General features: G+C 56.5%; 15 protein-coding genes. 9 read left to right on the forward strand and 6 right to left on the reverse strand.

Going from position 1 to position 17,767, the window contains the following annotated elements:
* Positions 1-3: 3 nt before the first annotated feature.
* The 4 genes from KO499_RS08150 (at position 4) to KO499_RS08165 (ending at position 5,651) form a co-directional block, all read left to right on the forward strand.
* Complete coding sequence (locus tag KO499_RS08150; RefSeq protein WP_215983191.1) at positions 4-1,350, forward strand: FecR domain-containing protein; 1,347 nt, start codon at positions 4-6, stop codon at positions 1,348-1,350.
* 62 nt (positions 1,351-1,412) lie between these two features.
* Positions 1,413-4,190, forward strand: coding sequence for an EAL domain-containing protein (locus KO499_RS08155; RefSeq protein WP_215983192.1), 2,778 nt, complete (start codon positions 1,413-1,415; stop codon positions 4,188-4,190).
* Positions 4,191-4,289: 99 nt separating this feature from the next.
* A complete protein-coding gene (locus tag KO499_RS08160) occupies positions 4,290-4,673 on the forward strand; it encodes a DUF2750 domain-containing protein (protein ID WP_215983193.1) in 384 nt (127 codons plus the stop codon).
* A 279-nt stretch (positions 4,674-4,952) separates the two neighbouring features.
* A complete protein-coding gene (locus KO499_RS08165; RefSeq protein ID WP_215983194.1) occupies positions 4,953-5,651 on the forward strand; it encodes a crotonase/enoyl-CoA hydratase family protein in 699 nt (232 codons plus the stop codon).
* A 1-nt stretch (position 5,652) separates the two neighbouring features.
* Here the strand turns inward: KO499_RS08165 and KO499_RS08170 are convergent, their stop codons facing one another.
* A complete protein-coding gene (locus KO499_RS08170; protein ID WP_215983195.1) occupies positions 5,653-7,857 on the reverse strand; it encodes a LemA family protein in 2,205 nt (734 codons plus the stop codon).
* Between the two features lie 120 nt (positions 7,858-7,977).
* Between KO499_RS08170 and KO499_RS08175 the strand changes: the two genes are divergently transcribed.
* From KO499_RS08175 to KO499_RS08195, 5 genes are all read left to right on the forward strand, one after another.
* Positions 7,978-9,012: a low specificity L-threonine aldolase gene (locus KO499_RS08175; protein WP_323133328.1), complete on the forward strand. Its 1,035-nt coding sequence runs from the start codon at positions 7,978-7,980 to the stop codon at positions 9,010-9,012.
* A 75-nt stretch (positions 9,013-9,087) separates the two neighbouring features.
* Positions 9,088-9,654 (forward strand): elongation factor P-like protein YeiP, encoded by a 567-nt coding sequence (gene yeiP / locus KO499_RS08180; protein WP_215983197.1) that lies wholly within the window; start codon positions 9,088-9,090, stop codon positions 9,652-9,654.
* A 30-nt stretch (positions 9,655-9,684) separates the two neighbouring features.
* Entirely contained in the window at positions 9,685-10,875 is a 1,191-nt protein-coding gene (locus tag KO499_RS08185; protein ID WP_215983198.1) for a YbfB/YjiJ family MFS transporter, read from the forward strand.
* Positions 10,872-11,783 (forward strand): malate dehydrogenase, encoded by a 912-nt coding sequence (locus KO499_RS08190; protein ID WP_215983199.1) that lies wholly within the window; start codon positions 10,872-10,874, stop codon positions 11,781-11,783. The genes KO499_RS08185 and KO499_RS08190 overlap by 4 nt, the downstream gene beginning before the upstream one ends.
* Positions 11,784-11,794: 11 nt before the next feature.
* The gene (locus KO499_RS08195) at positions 11,795-12,298 is read left to right on the forward strand and encodes an acyl-CoA thioesterase (RefSeq protein WP_215983200.1); all 504 of its coding nucleotides are present in this window, start codon (positions 11,795-11,797) and stop codon (positions 12,296-12,298) included.
* On the opposite strand, the gene KO499_RS08200 is transcribed toward KO499_RS08195, so the two are convergent.
* The 5 genes from KO499_RS08200 to KO499_RS08220 are packed head-to-tail and all read right to left on the reverse strand — an operon-like array spanning position 12,255 to position 17,647.
* Complete coding sequence (locus KO499_RS08200) at positions 12,255-13,283, reverse strand: carbohydrate kinase family protein (RefSeq protein ID WP_215983201.1); 1,029 nt, start codon at positions 13,281-13,283, stop codon at positions 12,255-12,257. The two genes, KO499_RS08195 and KO499_RS08200, sit on opposite strands and share 44 nt — an antisense overlap.
* 23 nt (positions 13,284-13,306) lie before the next feature.
* Positions 13,307-14,782 carry a mannitol dehydrogenase family protein gene (locus KO499_RS08205; RefSeq protein WP_215983202.1) on the reverse strand — a complete coding sequence of 492 codons (1,476 nt, stop codon included), beginning with the start codon at positions 14,780-14,782 and terminating at the stop codon, positions 13,307-13,309.
* A 44-nt stretch (positions 14,783-14,826) separates the two neighbouring features.
* Positions 14,827-15,930 carry an ABC transporter ATP-binding protein gene (locus tag KO499_RS08210; protein ID WP_215983203.1) on the reverse strand — a complete coding sequence of 368 codons (1,104 nt, stop codon included), beginning with the start codon at positions 15,928-15,930 and terminating at the stop codon, positions 14,827-14,829.
* 12 nt (positions 15,931-15,942) lie between these two features.
* Entirely contained in the window at positions 15,943-16,776 is an 834-nt protein-coding gene (locus KO499_RS08215; protein ID WP_215983204.1) for a carbohydrate ABC transporter permease, read from the reverse strand.
* A gap of 16 nt (positions 16,777-16,792) precedes the next feature.
* Positions 16,793-17,647, reverse strand: coding sequence for a carbohydrate ABC transporter permease (locus KO499_RS08220; protein ID WP_228339856.1), 855 nt, complete (start codon positions 17,645-17,647; stop codon positions 16,793-16,795).
* Between the last annotated feature and the right edge of the window lie 120 nt (positions 17,648-17,767).

Below are 17,767 nucleotides of genomic sequence, written 5' to 3' on the forward strand. Positions count from 1 at the left end.
GGGATGACTGGGATGATGGGCAATATACAGAGCATTCGGACTCACTATTGGTTGGTCACTTTAGGCACCGTTGTTGCCATGCTGATGTCGGCGGCAGCCGTCGCCGAGCCCGTAAAAGTGGTGGCTGTTGATGGGGTGCTTGAGTTTCGTCACGATGAGAGCCAGGCATGGAGGCCGGTTTCCGAGGATTCGGAACTGCCGATTCCTGTTGAATTCCGATCTGGCGTGAATAGCTCGGCTCGGGTATTCCAGTCTGGAACGTCGTTTGATATCAGTGCCGATAGCCGAGTTACCCTGACCAACGAGGACGATGATCCTGATGGTCTGGTATCTCGGGTGAAACAATGGTTTGGTACCGTTTTTTATGATGTTGAGCGTCAGCCAGACACCTTCAGTGTCGAAACCGCTTTTTTGGTTGCCACGGTCAAAGGGACACAATTCACGATTGTTGCCACCGAAGCTTCGTCGTTCGTGACCCTGAAGGAAGGGCGGCTTGAGGTTGTTGATCTGGAAGGTGGTGATATCCGGATTCTGGAGCCGGGTGATATTGCAAGTGTGAAAAACGATCAGGCGGGTATCGATTCCCTCCAACAGACTCCCGATGCGCTCAGCGCTCCGGAACAGCGGTTAGCACTTGACCTTGCATCGGACGGGAATGCACTTGTTCCGGAGCTGGCGTTCGTTGATGGCCTGAGCAGTTCTGGGGCGGCGGACCTGGGCAATGATTTTGGCGCCGATGTGGGTGACGAGCTGGCAATGGGGGCGGATGTCACAGAGGAACTGGATGTCGGCCCGGCGGTGGATGTTGCACTGGGCAATGATCTGGAGGTCGATCTGGGTAACGATCTGGAGGTTGATCTGGGTAACGATCTGGAGGTTGATCTGGGAGACGACCTGGATGTTGCACTGGGTAACGATCTGGAGGTCGATCTGGGTAATGATCTGGAGGTCGATCTGGGTAACGATTTGGAGGTCGATCTGGGTAATGATCTCGATGTGGCGCTGGGTAATGATCTGGATATTGATCTGGGCAACGATCTGAATGTCGGGTTGGGCAACGATCTGGATGTTGGGCTGGGCAATGATCTGGATGTCGGCCTGGGTAACGATCTGGATGTCGGGCTGGGCAATGATCTGGAGGTCGATCTGGGTAACGATCTGGAGGTTGATCTGGGTAACGATCTGGAGGTTGATCTGGGAGACGACCTGGATGTTGCACTGGGTAACGATCTGGAGGTCGATCTGGGCGACGGTCTGGATGTTGATCTGGGCGCCGATCTGGATGTTGATCTGGGCGATAATCTGAACGTGGATCTCGATCTTGATCTTGGCCTTGGTTTACCATTTTGATGTGCGGCTTCTGACATTGGCTTTTAGCCTGACAAACCTCCCGCGACCGGAGCCTGGAATTTATGGCGGTAACACCGGCTAAGCGTGGCCTTGGCCTCCCCCCGTTAGCGGTTATGATCGCCGGTTTGCTGATGATAGCCGTGTGGGCGTCCGGCGGATTGTACAAGCTTGAGAATCAAGCCAGAGATCTTTACGTCGAATGGTTGGCTGAGTCGGAACCAACCAATCTGGTCATCGTGGAGATTGATTCCGCGAGTGTCGCAGCGGTTGGACGATGGCCGTGGCCCAGATCCCTCTACTCTGAGGCGATTGTCCGCCTGGAAGCAGCCGGCATCCGGTCTCTGATGATGGATGTGGATTTCAGTGCCCACTCCACTCCGGAAAATGATGCGGCGCTGAGAGAGGCTCTGGCCTCTATCTCTGAGGCCACACCCGTTTACCTGCCAGCATTCATGCAGCGGCGGTCGTTGGTCAGTGAAGACCTTATGCTACGTAAACCCTTACCAGAGTTTGCCGGTCTGGCTGAACTGGTTTCGGTGAATATGTACCCAGAGCCCGACGGACTGGTGCGCAGACTCAGCATGGGGTTTGAGTGGCAGGGCCAGAGTTTTCCCGGTGCCTGGAATGCCGTAGCCCGGGGCGAGAATCATGGCACCTGGATTGATTTCAGCATCTCTCCGGGCTCTTTCGATTACATCAGTTTCCACGATCTCGTGAGCGGCGACGTTGACGATCAAAGGCTGCAAGGAAAAGATGTCTTCCTTGGTGCTACCGCCATTGAACTTGGCGATATCCTGGCTGTACCCGTTCATCGGAGCCTGCCCGGTGTGGTCGTTCAGGCTTTGGGAACCGAAACCCTGAACAGGGGCGGGTTATACCGTCTCGGATCGGTCGCTGCCATCGCCTTTGTGGGGCTGATCTGGTTGGTTTCCGTGTTGGTCTTCCCGAGGATGTCCTGGGCAAACGGTCTGAAGTGTCTGGGTGGCCTCACCGTTCTGCTGATCCTTGCAGCCGTCGCTGCCTATTTCCAGCTTAACCTGATTCTGAATATGGTGGCGCCGGTACTGGCGGCCGCGCTTGTCTATGTTTCGGTTAATCTTGCCCGGCTTGATGTTGTGACGCTTGAGCATCTGTGGCTGCAGATCACCCTGCGTGACCGTGAGGCAGTCCACAATCGGATCATGGCAACGGCCAATGACAGTATATTGTGTGTTACTCCCTCCGGCCGAATCACTCGTGCCAACCCTGCCATGCAGAGCCTCAGTCACGCACCGGAACCCGCACTGATTGAGGCGCCCGTTTCGCAATGGCTGCCTGACATCGAAGACGAGATGAAGAGACTGAGCGGTAAACCATTTGATACGGTTCTGCTGGATAGCCGGGGAGAGGCCATCCCGGTTGAGGCGACGATCAGCACCGTTGAACTGTCTGTGGAGCCTCTTTATACCATTGTGCTGAGGGATCTGAGCGAACGGGTAGCCAGGGAGAGAGAGCTCGAGTATCAGGCCAGTCATGATGCGCTGACAGGCTTATTGAACCGTACCTCGTTGTTTGCCCGGATCAATCGGGATTTGCAAGCTGGCTCCGGGGGGACGGTGTTGTCTCTGAACCTGGACTACTTCCACGAGGTAAACGATACCTATGGTCATGATGTTGGAGATTATCTGCTTGGGGTTATTGCGAATCGCCTGACCGACGCTCTGCGCGAGACGAGTCCAGATGGGTGCGTGGCCCGTGTCGGTGGTGACGGGTTTGCGCTCTGGTTGCCAGGTGTTGGCTTCTCGGGTATGGCCCGCACATTTTGCAATCAACTGATGAGCTGTGTCGAAGAACGGGTTCCGATTGATAACGGGGTTGAAGTTGATCTCCGGGTTTTCTGCACGATTGGCGCGGCGGAGGCCTGGGGCAGGGCTGGCGAAGACGAGGGTCTGACTGAGGAGGGTGAAGTTTCAGCAGAAGAGTTGTTGCGGAACGCGGCTGATGCTCTCAGATTGGCGAAGGGAGAGGGCATTGCTATTCATTCATACAGCTCAGCTGACCGCCAGGCAGCAGGTCAGCGCCTGAAACTGGTGCCGGCAATTCACTCGTTGATCGAGGCCGATGCGTTCAATCTTGTCTATCAGCCGAAGCTTGACTTCAGGACCGGCGAGGCATATGGCTGCGAGGCCTTGCTTCGGTGGCCCCAGAATCACGGTACTGTCGTTCCGGTCAATACCTTGATTGAAGTGGCTGAAAACTCACGGCAGATTGCGCCGCTGACCTTTTGGGTGGTCAAAGCCATACTCCGGCAAGAGCGAGAGTGGAAAGCAAAAGACCTGCCCCGTCACATCGCGATCAACGTGTCTGCCAGGCTTCTGCATGATGCCGATTTTATTCGCGAGCTGAATCATCTTTTAACCTCGTCTATTGGCTATTTTCAGATTGAGTTTGAAATCACAGAGACGGCTCTGATGAGCTCCCAGGAACGTGCGATAAATCTCGCTGAGGAATTACTGAGCAGCGGGGCCACCTTGGCAATTGACGATTTCGGTACCGGCTATTCATCGCTTGCCTACCTGAAAGACCTGCATGCGTCGGTGTTGAAAATCGACCGTTCCTTTGTAACGGATATTGAAAATAACCGGGACAATCAGACGATCGTCCGATCGACCATAAAAATGGCTCACGAGCTCGGAATGAAAGTGGTTGCGGAAGGCATCGAGACGGAGCAGGACGAGGCGTTTCTCATGGCGTTGGGATGTGACTACGGGCAGGGTTACTATTATGCCAAGCCCTTGAGCGTCGACGATCTGGAGCGCTGGCAGCACAGTGGCTTGAACGCCGCAACGCCTGGAACCTGAACCAGGTTGATTTCAGTCGTTTTGTGGTCAGTTTTTCAGGTATACGTGATAGGCTCCGACACATACCCGAAAGAAACCTGTTGGAGTGGCGTACCCGATATGACCAGTGATGAGCTTAACCAGATAATCGAAATGGACGGTGAAGAACGGTACGACTTTTTCCTTACCCAGGTGGGCGAGGAGCGGGACATCTGGATTCTGGTTAACAGTGACAGTCGTTTTCTGAAAATTGCTTCTGACGATGGCGATGTGGAGTATCTTCCCGTATGGCCGTCCTCGGAGTTTGCAGCGCAGTACGCGCAAGGGGCCGATGAGCTGACGCCCCGGAGCATCTCCCTGCCCGACTTTTTCCGGAAATGGGTGCCTGGACTGACTAAAGATGGTCTGGATGTCGGGGTGTTCCCCGGACTGGATAAAACCGTGTGGATCACTGAGCCTGAAGAGCTCAAGCAGGATCTTCAGGATGTGATGTCGGCTTTTTAAGGTAAACCCTGGACTTGCGGGACATTGCTATCCGATGGCAATCGACGCCGGTCGGTCATTAAAGCGCCACAATTGCTGATGCCCTGTGTTTACAGGGCTGACGACACCTATCCGAACGGTTCCCACAAAGTTATCCACAGAATCTGTGGGTAACTCATTTCTTGCCCCGGAGCTTCGGGAGTCTGCAATTCATATTGAAAGTCGGCCCCGGCTAACCCACAATCGGGTCCGGCTAGGTAAACAAACGCTCACTTTAAATCCCGTAGAGAGGTAGAACAGGTGACTGAGCTGGTAAGTTATGATTTGAAAGACGGTATTGCGACAATTGCGATCAGTAACGGCAAGGCCAATGCCCTGAGTCACGAGGTTTTCGAGGGGCTCAACGCGGCCTTTGATCGCGCAGAACAGGACAAGGCCGTTGTTATCCTGACGGGCCAGCCAGGCATTTTCTCTGCGGGTTACGATCTGAAAGAAATGCAAAAGGGGCCGAAGGAGGCCGCTATGCTGGTAAAAACCGGCTCCAGCTTTACCCGACGTCTGGCGGCGTTTCCCTTACCAGTGATCGGTGCCTGCAGTGGCCATGCGATTGCCAAAGGTGCGTTTATTCTGCTGTCAGTAGACCACCGGATTGGAATCGAGGGCCCGTTCAAACTCGGTCTGAATGAAGTGGCAATTGGCATGACCATGCACCACGCTGGCATTGAAATGGCGCGCCACCGACTGGTGCCAGCCCACTTTTACCGGTCAGTCGTGAATGCTGAGATCTACAGCCCGGAAGGCGCGGTAGAAGCAGGGTTCCTTGATGAAGTGGTTGCCCAGGACAAGCTGATCGAACGAGCTATCGGGCTGGCCCAGCATTTCAAAACCCTGAATATGCGAGCGCACCGGGAGACCAAGGTAAAGGCCAAGGCGGAATATCTGGCCTTGCTGGATCGTTGCATTGAGCAGGATGCAGCGAACCTTGGTCTGAACGGCTAGATCAGGATTCTGACCGGAACTGCGGTGCTTCGCTAAACCGAAACAGCTTTGCCAGGATCACGTCCGGGAATGACTGGATTCGCGTGTTGTAGATCATGGCGCTCTCGGTAAAGCTGTTCCGGAGCAGTGACAGGTAGTTTTCTGTCTCTGCCATCATCGACATGAACGTCTGAACTACCTCGTTGTTCTTCAGGTCCGGATAACCTTCGATCCGGGCCTGGAGGGCACTAGTCACCTTCTTTTCAAACTGGAGCAGCTTGTCTGTTTGGCCCTCCGAGTGCATCTCCGCCGGGTTGGTACTGCGTAACTGGGCAATGGCTTTCAGCAACTGTTTTTCGTGGGCCAGAGACGCCTTCACCACTTTCTCCAGGCTGGGCCACAGGTCATGGCGTTGCTGAAGAATGGTGTCGATATTGGCGGCGGCCCTGTCGACGCGGTTTCTCAGGAAGACAATGTCGTTGTAGTGAAGTATTCCCGTGTAGATGAGCAGTACCACAGGTACCGCAAGGGCTGACAGGATGAGGTTGTCGGGGCTGAAGCCGCCGTCGGCAGCAAAGAGCGCGGTGGTTGAAAACAGGAACAGGCCGAGTGTCAGCGCGATGCCGGCAAAGCCACGGGCGCCACGATCCAGCACGATCTCCTGTTCTTCTTTCCCACTGATCAGGAAAGGGGAGGTGGTATCCTGCTGAATGGTGAGGCGGTCTGGCTGGTCACGATCAAGCCCGGCAAAGCCAAGGCAATAGACATTCACGAAGGTGTCCAGGAACCGGACCGTATAGCGTCGATCGCCGCGCCGCTCCGAATGGAACCGGGGGTATTCAATCTTCGCTCCCTCGGGCTGGACCAGAACCCGGCCGTCACTGTCTTCCAGCCAGAAGGGGACCCGTTCTTCCTGATGCTCGATAACCCGCCATTTCTCATCTTTCCCGGAGCCGCGTTTTTCTTCGACCTTATAGTCAAAGGCCACGCATTTCTCGTTTTTCAACGGATCTCTGAGAGGCGGATGCCTGTCACCCACATCCACCATGGCCTTGAGTTCCGAGAGACCGAAACTCAGCCCACGCGTGCTGCTGGTCGGAACCGCTTCAATCAATCGCTTGAATTTGACGGTTCGGATCGACAGCCACAACAGCAGCAGAGCGGCGATGATACTGGCCGCTGCAAGCCCGCGACTGATCCAGATGTGCTGGTATCGTCCTTCGGGCTGGCTTGCCACGATTGCTTCAGCCGTGCTGGCGGTCTGCTCATCCAGTTCGGGGATCGGCAGGCGATTCTCGACCAGGCTCCGGAACATCCAGCGATCCAGCCAGCCGCTCGTGCTTTGGCGGATCAGCTCCTGTAGCGCCGCAACATCGGCCAACACCAGCAGAGTGCGCGAACCGGATGTGTCGATCTGGTGATAGCGGGCCTCGTAAAGGGACGCGATGGCAGACCATTCCTGCCGGAGTTTACTGATGCCGAGCACCGAGAGGGTCCCGGACACCGCAAGGGTCATTACCAGAACGTAGACCCAGAATCGGTGGACTCTGATCAGTGGAAGCACCAGCGCTATGCCCAGAGCCAGAAGACCGGTTGCGATGGATATGCGGATGGCTGCACCGAAAAAACGGTCGCCGCTGTCTACGTCAAGGGTGTTCCGGGAAACCATGGCGGGCAGACTGAAGGTGTCGAGGCCGGCAAACGTAATCGTCGCCGTCTCGCTGTCATATTGGCCAATAACCCTGGCACTGTCACCCGGAACGAGTGCCCATTCCGAGTAGATCTTGCGTCCGGATTGCTGGCGGTAAGTGCGGTCCAGGTTCCATTCTACGGTTTCCGGTTCGATACCCGGGGCCACGGTCACCGAGCCGGTCTTGTCGCTGAGCAGGAAGTCGGTTGCACGGGTTCCGGACTCAAGAGTGCGGGTCCTGAGATCGCCATCGGAGTCTCTGTACTCCTCCTCCAGTTTATAACGATAGTAGACTGCCTCGGTTCCGGAGTAGGGGGTGGCCACGGTGGCGAGTCGGTCAGTTATTTCACCCGCAGTCACGTAAGGGCCAGTGGTCAGGGCGCCTACGGGTGTCTCCGGAAGCCGTTCGAGCTGGCGTGCCTCGGCGAGCTGGCGCAGACCGGTGGTCATGGCGTAGTAGCTGCCGGCCAGGCAGGCAACCGCGATGATGGTGGTGATGATCCTGCCGGGAATACTGGCTATGTTAAAGCGCCTCATGGCGGGAGGGGTCCTTGTTCCGGTGTCTTTCAGGGGTGGGATTATAGAGTATGTTGCCGTTGGCAAGGACCGTTGGTTGGTATAACGTGAAAGGCTTTCCTCTGGATAAATCAGGAGTGGGTGATGTCCGAATCCGAACAGTTTGCCAGTGACAACTACAGTGGTATCTGTCCCCAGGCCTGGAAAGCCATGGAGCAAGCTAACCGGGTGGATGAACCGGCCTATGGTGAAGACAGCTGGACGCAGCGGGCAGCGGATGGTCTGAGGAAGCTGTTCGATACCGACTGTGACGTTTTCTTCGTCTTCAATGGCACGGCCGCCAACTCCCTGGCCCTGGCTTCTATGGGGCAGTCATTCCACAGCGTGATCTGTCATGAACTGGCCCATATCGAAACCGATGAATGCGGCGGACCGGAGTATGCGTCCAATGGTGCCAAGCTGCTGTTGGGTCAGGGTGAGAACGGCAAGTTAACGCCTGAGAGCATCGAGCATCTGGTGACCAAGCGGACCGACATTCATTATCCCAAGCCCAAGGTACTCAGCGTCACCCAGGCCACGGAAGTGGGGACGGTCTATACGCCCGAGGAACTCAGAACCATTCGGGCGGTGGCTGATCGTCACAAACTCAGCATCCATATGGATGGTGCGCGGTTCGCCAATGCCGCAGCTGCGCTGGGCGTGCATCCGTCTGAAATCACCTGGAAGGCGGGTGTTGATGTGTTGTGCTTCTCCGGTACCAAGAACGGACTGGCGCTCGGAGAGGCCGTGGTGTTCTTCAACCGTGCCCTGGCAGAGGATTTCGAGTGGCGTTGCAAGCAGGCCGGCCAGCTGGCGTCCAAAATGCGTTATATTTCCGCGCCATGGTGTGGACTTCTTGAGGGGGATGTCTGGTTGCAGAATGCCCGCCATGCCAATGCCTGTGCCGAGCGACTTGCGAGCGGGCTGGAAGGCATGCCGGGGGTCCAGCTACGCTACCCGAGACAGGCAAACGGAGTGTTTGTGGAAATGCCGGAGACGGTGCAGACCGCACTACGGGCCCGGGGATGGCGCTTTTACAATTTTATTGGCGGCAGTGCCCGCCTGATGTGTTCCTGGGCTACGAGCAATGAACAGGTAGACCGTTTTCTGTCTGATGTGCGTGCCCTGTTACGCTAACAACTATCGATTCGGGGACGCTGTCGTGGTATATCAGCAGCCCCAAAACCTCTAATTTTTACGGAAACAGACGATATGCCCAGAGCCAGTGAAATCAAAAAAAACTCCGCCGTTGAATACGATGGGCGAGTGTATTTTGTGAAAGACATTGAGCGTTCAGTGCCCCAGGGTCGCGCCGGTGGCAGTCTATACCGGATGCGCCTGTACGATGTGGTGACCAACCAGAAGCTCGATGAGACGTTCAAGGATTCGGATATGCTCAACCTGGCCGACCTCACGCGCCGGGAAGCCACCTTTTCCTACGCCGATGGCGATGAGTATGTGTTCATGGATGCGGAAGATTTTACCCAGTACAGCCTGAATCGGGAGGGCATTGCCGAAGAACTGCTGTTCATTTCTGAAGACACCCAGGGCGTGATGGTTATCCTGTTGAACGATTCGCCGGTTTCACTTGCACTTCCGCCTACGGTTGAACTGGTGATTGAGGAAACAGATCCGTCTGTCAAAGGCGGATCTGCGACGGCCAGAACCAAACCCGCCCGCTTCGCCACGGGGTTGGTGGTGCAGGTTCCTGAGCATATCTCGACCGGAGACCGTATTCGCATTAACGTGGAGGAGCGAAAGTTCCTGGGTCGCGCCTGATCTGCAGTCGTTCTGAAGTAAGGACACCCTGTGAAGCCGATAGAAACAGTTAAGGTCCTGGCGGCCAGCGTGATCGCCGTTGTGGTCATGGTGGGGATTGCCCGGTTCTCCTATACGCCAATGATCCCGGAAATGGTCGCGGCACTCGGATTGAGCAAATCCGTTGTTGGCATGCTGGCAACCGTGAACTATGCCGGTTACCTGACCGGTGCGGTGCTTATTACCCGGATCAGCGATCTCGGCCTCAAGGTGCGGCTCTATCAGCTCGGCCTGGTGGTTGCCGTGGTATCAACGGTGCTCATGGGGTATACCACCAATGTGTGGTTGTGGTTCGTACTGCGCTTTGTTTCAGGGCTGAGCACCTCTGCAGGCATGCTGCTGGGTGCCGGTCTGTTGATGAGCTGGCTGATCAAGAACAACCAGAAGTCTGAGCTCGGTGTGTTCTTTTCCGGCATCGGACTCGGGATTGTTCTTACCGCTGTGCTGGCCGAGCTGATCAAGGAGCCTTTCGCCTGGGATCAGCAATGGGTGATCTACGGACTGGTGGCCCTGGCCCTTCTGGTGCCTGCGTGGCGCTGGATGCCTGACTACCGGGCCTGTGCATTGCCCCAAACGGGGCAGGCCAATGGCGCAAACGAGCGCAGCCGGTTCATCTGGATACTGCAACTGGCCTATTTCTGTGCGGGCGTAGGGTACGTGGTAACGGCCACCTTCCTGGTGGCCATTGCTGAATCCATGCCTGAGCTTCGTGGCCAGGGCTGGCTGGTCTGGTTGATCGCCGGTTTGGCGGCTACCCCGGCCTGCTGGTTGTGGGACGTGTTTTCCCGCCGTTGGGGGCAGTGGCTGGCCTTGTATCTGGCGTATACGCTGAACTCGCTCAGTATCTTTATGCTGATCGTGAATACCAGTCTGGCCAGTGTGATGCTCAGCTCCGTGATTTATGGTGCCAGCTTTATCGGCATTGTCAGCATGATGCTGGCGATGGTGGGGCGAGTGTTCCCTGAAAATCCCTCGCGACCGATGAGCCGGCTGACCTTCAGCTACGGCATTGCGCAGATGCTGGCGCCGGCAGTGGTTGGCTATCTGGCCGACGTAGAAGGTAACTACACCAACGGGCTCTGGCTTACACTGGTTGTCATGGCGCTGGGTGTTTTTGTTCTGCACCTGGCCCGAAAGGCTCAAGCCAGCGATGCTGGTGAGGCAACTCTGGAGAGAACATGAAAGTATCCGTCATCGGCATGGGCAACGTAGGCTCAACGCTTGCGTTTGTTCTGACCCTGAAGAACATTGTTAAAGAACTGGTTCTGGTTGGACGTAGCAAAGACTCGGTCCTGGGCGATGTACTTGATCTGCGGCATGGTCAGCTGTTTGTGAACACGCCTGCGCAGGTTACTGCCGGAACCATTGGTGATACCGCCGGCTCGGATGTCATTGCGGTCTGCGCATCGGTCCCAACGCCGAAAAATATGAGCAGTCGCCTGGAGCTCGCACAGGGCAACGTCAGGTTGATGAAAGACATGATGCCCGAGCTTGCTCGCCTGTCGCCCGGCTGCAAAATTGTCATGGTGTCGAACCCGGTGGACGTTCTGGTGCATTATGCCCTGGCGTTTGGTGATTTCCGCCCGAATCAGGTTATTGGTACCGGCACCCTGGTGGATTCGTCCCGGTTCCGTCAGTTGCTGGCGGAAGAGCTTCGCATCCATACCGAAGATATCCGGGCGTACATTCTGGGTGAGCATGGTGACAGCCAGTTTCCGGCCATGAGTTGTGCGGATGTTGGCGGTGAAATGCTTGATCCCACACCGGGTCGCTACGCCCTCTTTGAACGCGCCTCCCGCGCGGGTTTCGAGGTTCTCAAGCACAAAGGGTGTACCAACTATGCCGTAGCACTGGCGGCGGCAGAGATCATCGATTGCATCGCCACGGACGCAAAACATACGCTTCCGGTCAGTCTCAAGGTGGATGGTTTTCTTGGTGTTGACGATGTTTGCCTGAGCCTTCCGGCCGTTATTGGCAGCAACGGTATTGAGCGGGTCCTGCACCCGAAATTGAACGAGAGGGAGCAGGCTGCGTTCCTTCACAGCGCAGGCGTTGTCAGGGACGTTATTGCTTCATCAAAGCCGGATTGAGAGGATGTTCCATGTCTGATAGACCTTCCAGGCCGGTGTCTGCCTCTGCCATAGAGAAGCACGTCTACAAAGTTTTCCCGAACGACATGAATGCTCACAACACGGTGTTCGGGGGCATGATCATGGCGAAGTGCGACCGGCTGGCTCTGGTGGTTGCAGAGCGGCACTCCGCGCACGTATGTGTGACGGCGGCTGTCGATTCGATCCACTTCAGGGCCCCTGCCAAGGGCAATGATACCTTGCTGTTCAGCCTGGCCCTCAATCGAAGCTGGGGGTCTTCCATGGAAATTGGCGCCAGGGTTGAAGCCGAGAACAGTTACACCGGAGATACCCGGCACATCCTCTCGGCTTTTTTTACGTTTGTGGCTCTCGATGAAAATGACAGGCCGGTGGATGTGCCGGAAGTTCGGCCAGAGACCGCTGAGCAGAGGCGTCGGTATGACAATGCCCAGATCCGGCGAGAGGGCCGTCTCAGTACCCGAGACCAGTTGGCAAGGTCTGGTGGGAAGCCCTGAGCAAGGCGTCAAGATCGGCCTGACTGGGCAGGGACGTAAAGGCGCCGGCGCGGGTCACCGCATGGGCGCCGCAGGCACTGGCGAACCTCAGAATATCCTCCAGAACATCAGGGTTCTCACCCAAACCCGCCAACTGCGCTGGTGACAGATCGTTGTCGGCCAGACGGTAGAGCAGGCCGCCAACAAACGCATCACCTGCTGCTGTACTGTCCACCATATCAACCGTAACGGGCTGGATGATGCCGATCTGTCTGCCTGCGTAATAGCGCATTGGCGCGCCGCCATCGGTAATGACAATCAAGCCCGCCCCGGCGTTCTGAAGTGTCTGCAGAACGATGTCTTCGTCCTGGTCGCGACACAGAAACCCGAGTTCCTCTGCACTGAGTTTTACAACATGGGCCCGCTTGATGCAGGACCATACCGCACCGAACGGGTCACCGTCCTCGGGCCAGAGGTTCGTCCTGAGGTTCAGGTCAAAGCTGATGACGAATCCGGCGTTCCGGGCTTTCTCGAGACCGGCCAGAGTGGTTGCCCGGATACCAGGCTCGGTGAGTGTATTGGAGCAGAAGTGAAAGATGCCCGGTTCCTGAAACCAGTCATCCTGAAACTCCTCCGGACGAAACAGCATGTCCGCAGACGGGTTCCGATAGAACTCGAAGCTTCGCTCACCATGAGCATCCAGCGATACAAATGCCAGTGCCGTTTTGGCTTCGCGGGTCTGCAACAGGTAGTCGGTGTTGACACCATTGGCTTGCAATGATGCCTTGAGGAAGTCTCCGAACATGTCGGATCCGACCTTGCCTGCAAAAAAGCTGCGGCCACCCAGCTTGCCGACAGCAGCAGCGACATTTGCAGGCGCTCCACCAGGGAACTTGGTGAACGTTTCCTGGCCGGAGACCGGCGTGTCATCCGTATCGGATGGGTTGCGAACGTTGTTGGAGAGCATGTCGATCAGGGCTTCTCCAAAGGCGATGACCTTTTGCATTCTCTGTTTCCTGGCTGGCGGCTTCAGGCCACGGACAACGATTGCAGCGTTGCCAGTGTGCCATCGGATTCAAGTCTGCTGACCGCGGATTCAAAGGCCTCACAAAAGGCCTGGGAATTGATCAGGTCCCGGCTGAACAGATCCGTCTTGCCAAGAAACGTCTGGATCAGGGTTTCCCGGTTCTGCACGGCGGTTCTCAGCTGTACTGCAAGGGGGTCCATGATGTCATGCTGCTGGCCCGCTTCGTCTTTTCCCCTGAGGTAGATCGCCCAGCTTGCGATGACCAGAGCCACCCGATCGAGCGGCCGGGAGTCGCTGATAAGTGCCCGAATGGTCGGTACCAGGAACTTGGGGATCTTGCTGGATCCGTCAAGACACAACCTGGCCAGCTGATCCCCGACCTGGGGGTTGGAGAATCGATCGATCAGTGTCGCTTTGTATCTGTCCAGATCGACCCCGGGGATGTCGCCCAGAATCGGTGTGACATCCTCGTCCATGAAGGCCCGGATAAAGCCGGTAAACCGGTTGTCCTGCATCACTTCGTGGGTGTAGCGATAGCCGGCAAGGTAGCCCAGGTAGGCCATGGCCGAATGGCTGGCATTCAGCAGCCGGATTTTCATGAGTTCGTAGGGGGCGACGTCGCCTGTGAACTGTGCGCCGGCAGAAGCCCAGTCAGGACGCCCGTTGCAGAAGTTGTCTTCAAGAACCCACTGGGTGAAGGGTTCACAGATAACAGGCCAGCGATCCTCAATGCCATGCGCGAGCTTCAGCCATTGTGTGTGTGCAGGTGTCGTTCCTGGGGTGATTCGATCCACCATGCTGCAGGGGAAGGTGACGTGCTGATCAATCCAGTCGGCAAGCCCGGCATCGCGCGCGTAGGCGAACGCCAGCAGCGCGCTCCGTGCCGCAAGACCATTGTGGGGAAGGTTGTCACAGGACATGATGGTAAACGGAGCCAGTCCCCGGTTCCGGCGACGGTCCAGGGCTTCGGTGAGAAATCCGAACACGGTGCGTGGTTGTCGGGGATGCTCGTGGTCGTGTACGACATCCGGATGGTGGTGATTGAACAGACCGGTGTTGTCGTCAACGTTATAACCGCCCTCGGTAATGGTGAGGGAAACGATCCGTACGTCGGGACTGGCAAGTTTTTCGATCACCTGATCCGGGTCGTCGGGCGCAAACAGGTAATCAGTGATGGCACCGATCACGCTCAGTTTGTTGGTGCCATCCGAGCCCAGCTCTATCAGAGTGTAGAGACCGTCCTGTTCGCCCAGGGCAGACTGCATGGCACGGTCTGCCTCACGCAGCCCGACGCCACAAATGGCCCAGTCGTCGTTGTCGCCCTGTTGCAACAATCGGTCTGTGTACATGGCCTGATGGGCGCGGTGAAAGCCGCCAACGCCGATGTGGACAATGCCGTGCTTCAGATGGGCCCGATTGTACTGCGGGCGTGAAACGCCGGCCGGCAAATCGGGCAGTGTGGTTTCGTTCAACTTCATAGCTTCACCCTGTTTCCCGCCCGTCGGGGCTGGCTCTTGGCATGTCATGCGGCGATCCGCTCCAGTCTGGGCAGGGCCTGATCCTGGTCGTCGAACAGATGGCACTGGTCAAGTTCAAGGCTCAGGCCGATCTGCTGGCCAAAGTTGCATGTGAAGTTTCCAGGTGTCCGGACGGTGAGCGTTTCATTACTGCTGGTCTTGACGTAGCAGTAGGTGTCGCTGCCGAGGTTTTCCGCTATGTCCAGGCGGCCGGTGAAGTCGCTTTCTGACGGATCAGAGACATGGATGTTTTCAGGCCTGACACCCAGAGTGACCTGGCTGTTTTTATGCAGGGTTGCACCGTTGACCGGAAGGGCAAGGGTGGCTCCGTCTGCAAGCTGGATCCGGGTTCCCTGATGGTCGGATGAAACGACTGTGGCTGGCAGAAAACTCATTTTCGGCATGCCAAGGAAGCCTGCAACAAACCGGTTTGCCGGGCTGTGATAGAGCTCCATGGGTGAGCCAACCTGTTCGATCTGCCCCTGATTCAGTACCACGACCTTGTTGGCGAGGGTCATGGCCTCTACCTGATCGTGGGTTACGTAGATCATGGTGGCCTTCAGGTCATGATGAAGGCGGGCCAGTTCAAGCCGCATCTGCACGCGAAGTGCCGCGTCGAGATTCGAGAGTGGTTCGTCGAACAGAAACACCTTGGGCTGACGGACGATGGACCGGCCAATGGCAACGCGCTGCCGTTGACCTCCGGACAGTTCCTTGGGTTTCCGATCCAGCAACGGTTCCAGCTCGAGAATACGGGCGGCTTCAGCCACCTTGGAGTTGATGGTTTCTTTGCTTTCCTTGGCCAACTCCAGCGCGAACGACATGTTCTTGCGTACGGACATGTGGGGATAAAGTGCGTAGCTCTGAAAGACCATCGCGAGATCCCGCTTGGCAGGCGCCAGTTCGGTGATTTCCCGGTCGTCCAGATAGATGTGCCCACTGGTGACCTCTTCAAGGCCGGCAATCGAGCGGAGCAGGGTGGATTTGCCGCAGCCTGATGGACCAACGAAGACCACGAATTCGTGATCCTTGATATTCAGATTGATGCCCTTGAGGATTTCCAGATCCCCAAAGGATTTCTTCAGATTTTTTATCGTTAAATCAGCCATGGGAATACTCCGTTATTTCACTGCGCCAAAGGACAAACCGCGAACCAGCTGTTTCTGGCTGATCCAGCCAAAGATCAGGATTGGCGCGCAAGCCAGGGTTGAAACTGCGGACAACTTGGCCCAGAACAGTCCTTCGGGACTCGAGTAGGAGGCAATCAGCGCGGTGAGCGGTGCCGCCTGTGATGCGGTGAGATTCAGTGACCAGAACGCCTCGTTCCAGCTCAGGATTAACGACAGCAGAACGGTGGACGCCAGTCCCCCCTTGCTCATGGGGAGCAGAACCCGCCAGATCTCCTGAAATAGCGTTGAGCCATCCATACGTGCGGCTTCCAGTACTTCCTTGGGGATTTCCTTGAAGTAGGTGTAAGCCATCCAGATCATGATGGGCAGGTTGATCAGGGTGAAGATGATGGTAAGCCCCAGACGGGTGTCGAGCATCTGCAGGTCTTTGAACAGCAGGTAGATCGGAACCAGAACGCCGACTGGCGGCAGCATTTTGGTCGAGAGCATCCACAGCAGGGTGGCCTTGGTGCGTTTGGTCTCGAAAAACGCCATGGAGTAGGCGGCGGGCACCGCCAGCAGCATCCCGATAATGGTTGAGCCAAAAGACACAACGACCGAGTTCCAGGCAAAGTGGAAGTAGTCGCTGCGCTCGTTGACCAGCGTGTAATTCTCCAGCGTGGGCGTGAAGAATAACTGGGGTGGCGTTGCGAAGGCGTCGATTTCAGTTTTGAAGCTGGTCAACAGCATCCAGAAAATCGGAAAGAAGATGGCAAGGGCGACACCCCAGGCCAGAATGCCCATCAGGGCCGTTGTCAGGCTTCGACGCTGTTTCAGTGTAAGCATGATGTCTTCTCCGGCGTTATTGTTTTTCGGTCAGGCTCTTGCCAACGACACGAACCAGGAAGAAGGCCGCGATATTGGCAAGGATGACGGCAATCAGTCCGCCGGCTGACGCAAGGCCAACATCGAACTGGAGCAACGCCTGGCTGTAGATCAGGTAGGCCAGGTTGGTGGTTTCGTAGCCAGGACCACCTCCGGTTGTGGTGAAGATTTCCGCAAACAGCGATAGCAGGAATATGGTCTCGATCATCACCACTACGGCAATCGGGCGGGCCAGGTGGGGAAGCGTCAGATGCCAGAACAGGGCCCATGGACCGGCACCGTCAAGGCGCGCAGCCTCCTGCTGCTCCTGGTCCAGTGACTGAAGCGCCGTCATCAAAAGTAGTATCGCGAAGGGGAGCCACTGCCAGGATACGATCATGATGATGGAGAACAGCGGGAACTCGGAAAACCAGTCGATGGGTTGAGCACCGAAAAACTGCCAGATAGCGGCGAAGACGCCCGATACCGGGTGCAGCAGCAGGTTTTTCCAGACCAGGGCATTGACGGTTGGCATAATGAAAAACGGAGAAATCAGCAAAACCCTCACGATCCCCTGACCCCAGAACGCCAGATTGACCAGCAGTGAGATCAGAACGCCGAATACCACGGTGATCAGAAGTACCGAGCCAACCAGCAGCAGGGTGTTGGTCATCCCGGCCATGAAGCCGAGGTCGGTCACGAAGAAATGAAAGTTCTCAAGACCGACAAATTCGTTCTCGCCCGGATACAGAAGGTTGTAGCGGATCAGAGAGAAGTAAATGGTCATGGACAGCGGGACAACCATCCAGAGCAGAAGCAAAAGCACAGACGGCGATACCATCAGTCGGCTCATCCGGGCTTTCTGCTTGCTGACGCCCCCTGTAGTGGGCGCTGCATCTTTTGACGTGCGGATCGCGCCCGCATCCAAAGTCTTTGTTTCCATACCGATGCCTCCTGAAAGGAGCCCTGACGA

The organism is Marinobacter sp. F3R08 (assembly GCF_018860425.1).
GTDB lineage: Bacteria > Pseudomonadota > Gammaproteobacteria > Pseudomonadales > Oleiphilaceae > Marinobacter.

Bases quoted from the DNA above. Each gene is read 5' to 3' on its own strand.
- KO499_RS08170 (WP_215983195.1), bottom strand. From the start codon at position 7,857: ATGAGGCGCTTTAACATAGCCAGTATTCCCGGCAGGATCATCACCACC.
- KO499_RS08210 (WP_215983203.1), bottom strand. From the start codon at position 15,930: ATGGCTGATTTAACGATAAAAAATCTGAAGAAATCCTTTGGGGATCTG.
- KO499_RS08205 (WP_215983202.1), bottom strand. From the start codon at position 14,782: ATGAAGTTGAACGAAACCACACTGCCCGATTTGCCGGCCGGCGTTTCA.
- KO499_RS08220 (WP_228339856.1), bottom strand. From the start codon at position 17,647: ATGAGCCGACTGATGGTATCGCCGTCTGTGCTTTTGCTTCTGCTCTGG.
- KO499_RS08200 (WP_215983201.1), bottom strand. From the start codon at position 13,283: ATGCAAAAGGTCATCGCCTTTGGAGAAGCCCTGATCGACATGCTCTCC.
- KO499_RS08160 (WP_215983193.1), top strand. From the start codon at position 4,290: ATGACCAGTGATGAGCTTAACCAGATAATCGAAATGGACGGTGAAGAA.
- KO499_RS08150 (WP_215983191.1), top strand. From the start codon at position 4: ATGACTGGGATGATGGGCAATATACAGAGCATTCGGACTCACTATTGG.
- KO499_RS08190 (WP_215983199.1), top strand. From the start codon at position 10,872: ATGAAAGTATCCGTCATCGGCATGGGCAACGTAGGCTCAACGCTTGCG.
- KO499_RS08195 (WP_215983200.1), top strand. From the start codon at position 11,795: ATGTCTGATAGACCTTCCAGGCCGGTGTCTGCCTCTGCCATAGAGAAG.
- yeiP (WP_215983197.1), top strand. From the start codon at position 9,088: ATGCCCAGAGCCAGTGAAATCAAAAAAAACTCCGCCGTTGAATACGAT.
- KO499_RS08215 (WP_215983204.1), bottom strand. From the start codon at position 16,776: ATGCTTACACTGAAACAGCGTCGAAGCCTGACAACGGCCCTGATGGGC.
- KO499_RS08155 (WP_215983192.1), top strand. From the start codon at position 1,413: ATGGCGGTAACACCGGCTAAGCGTGGCCTTGGCCTCCCCCCGTTAGCG.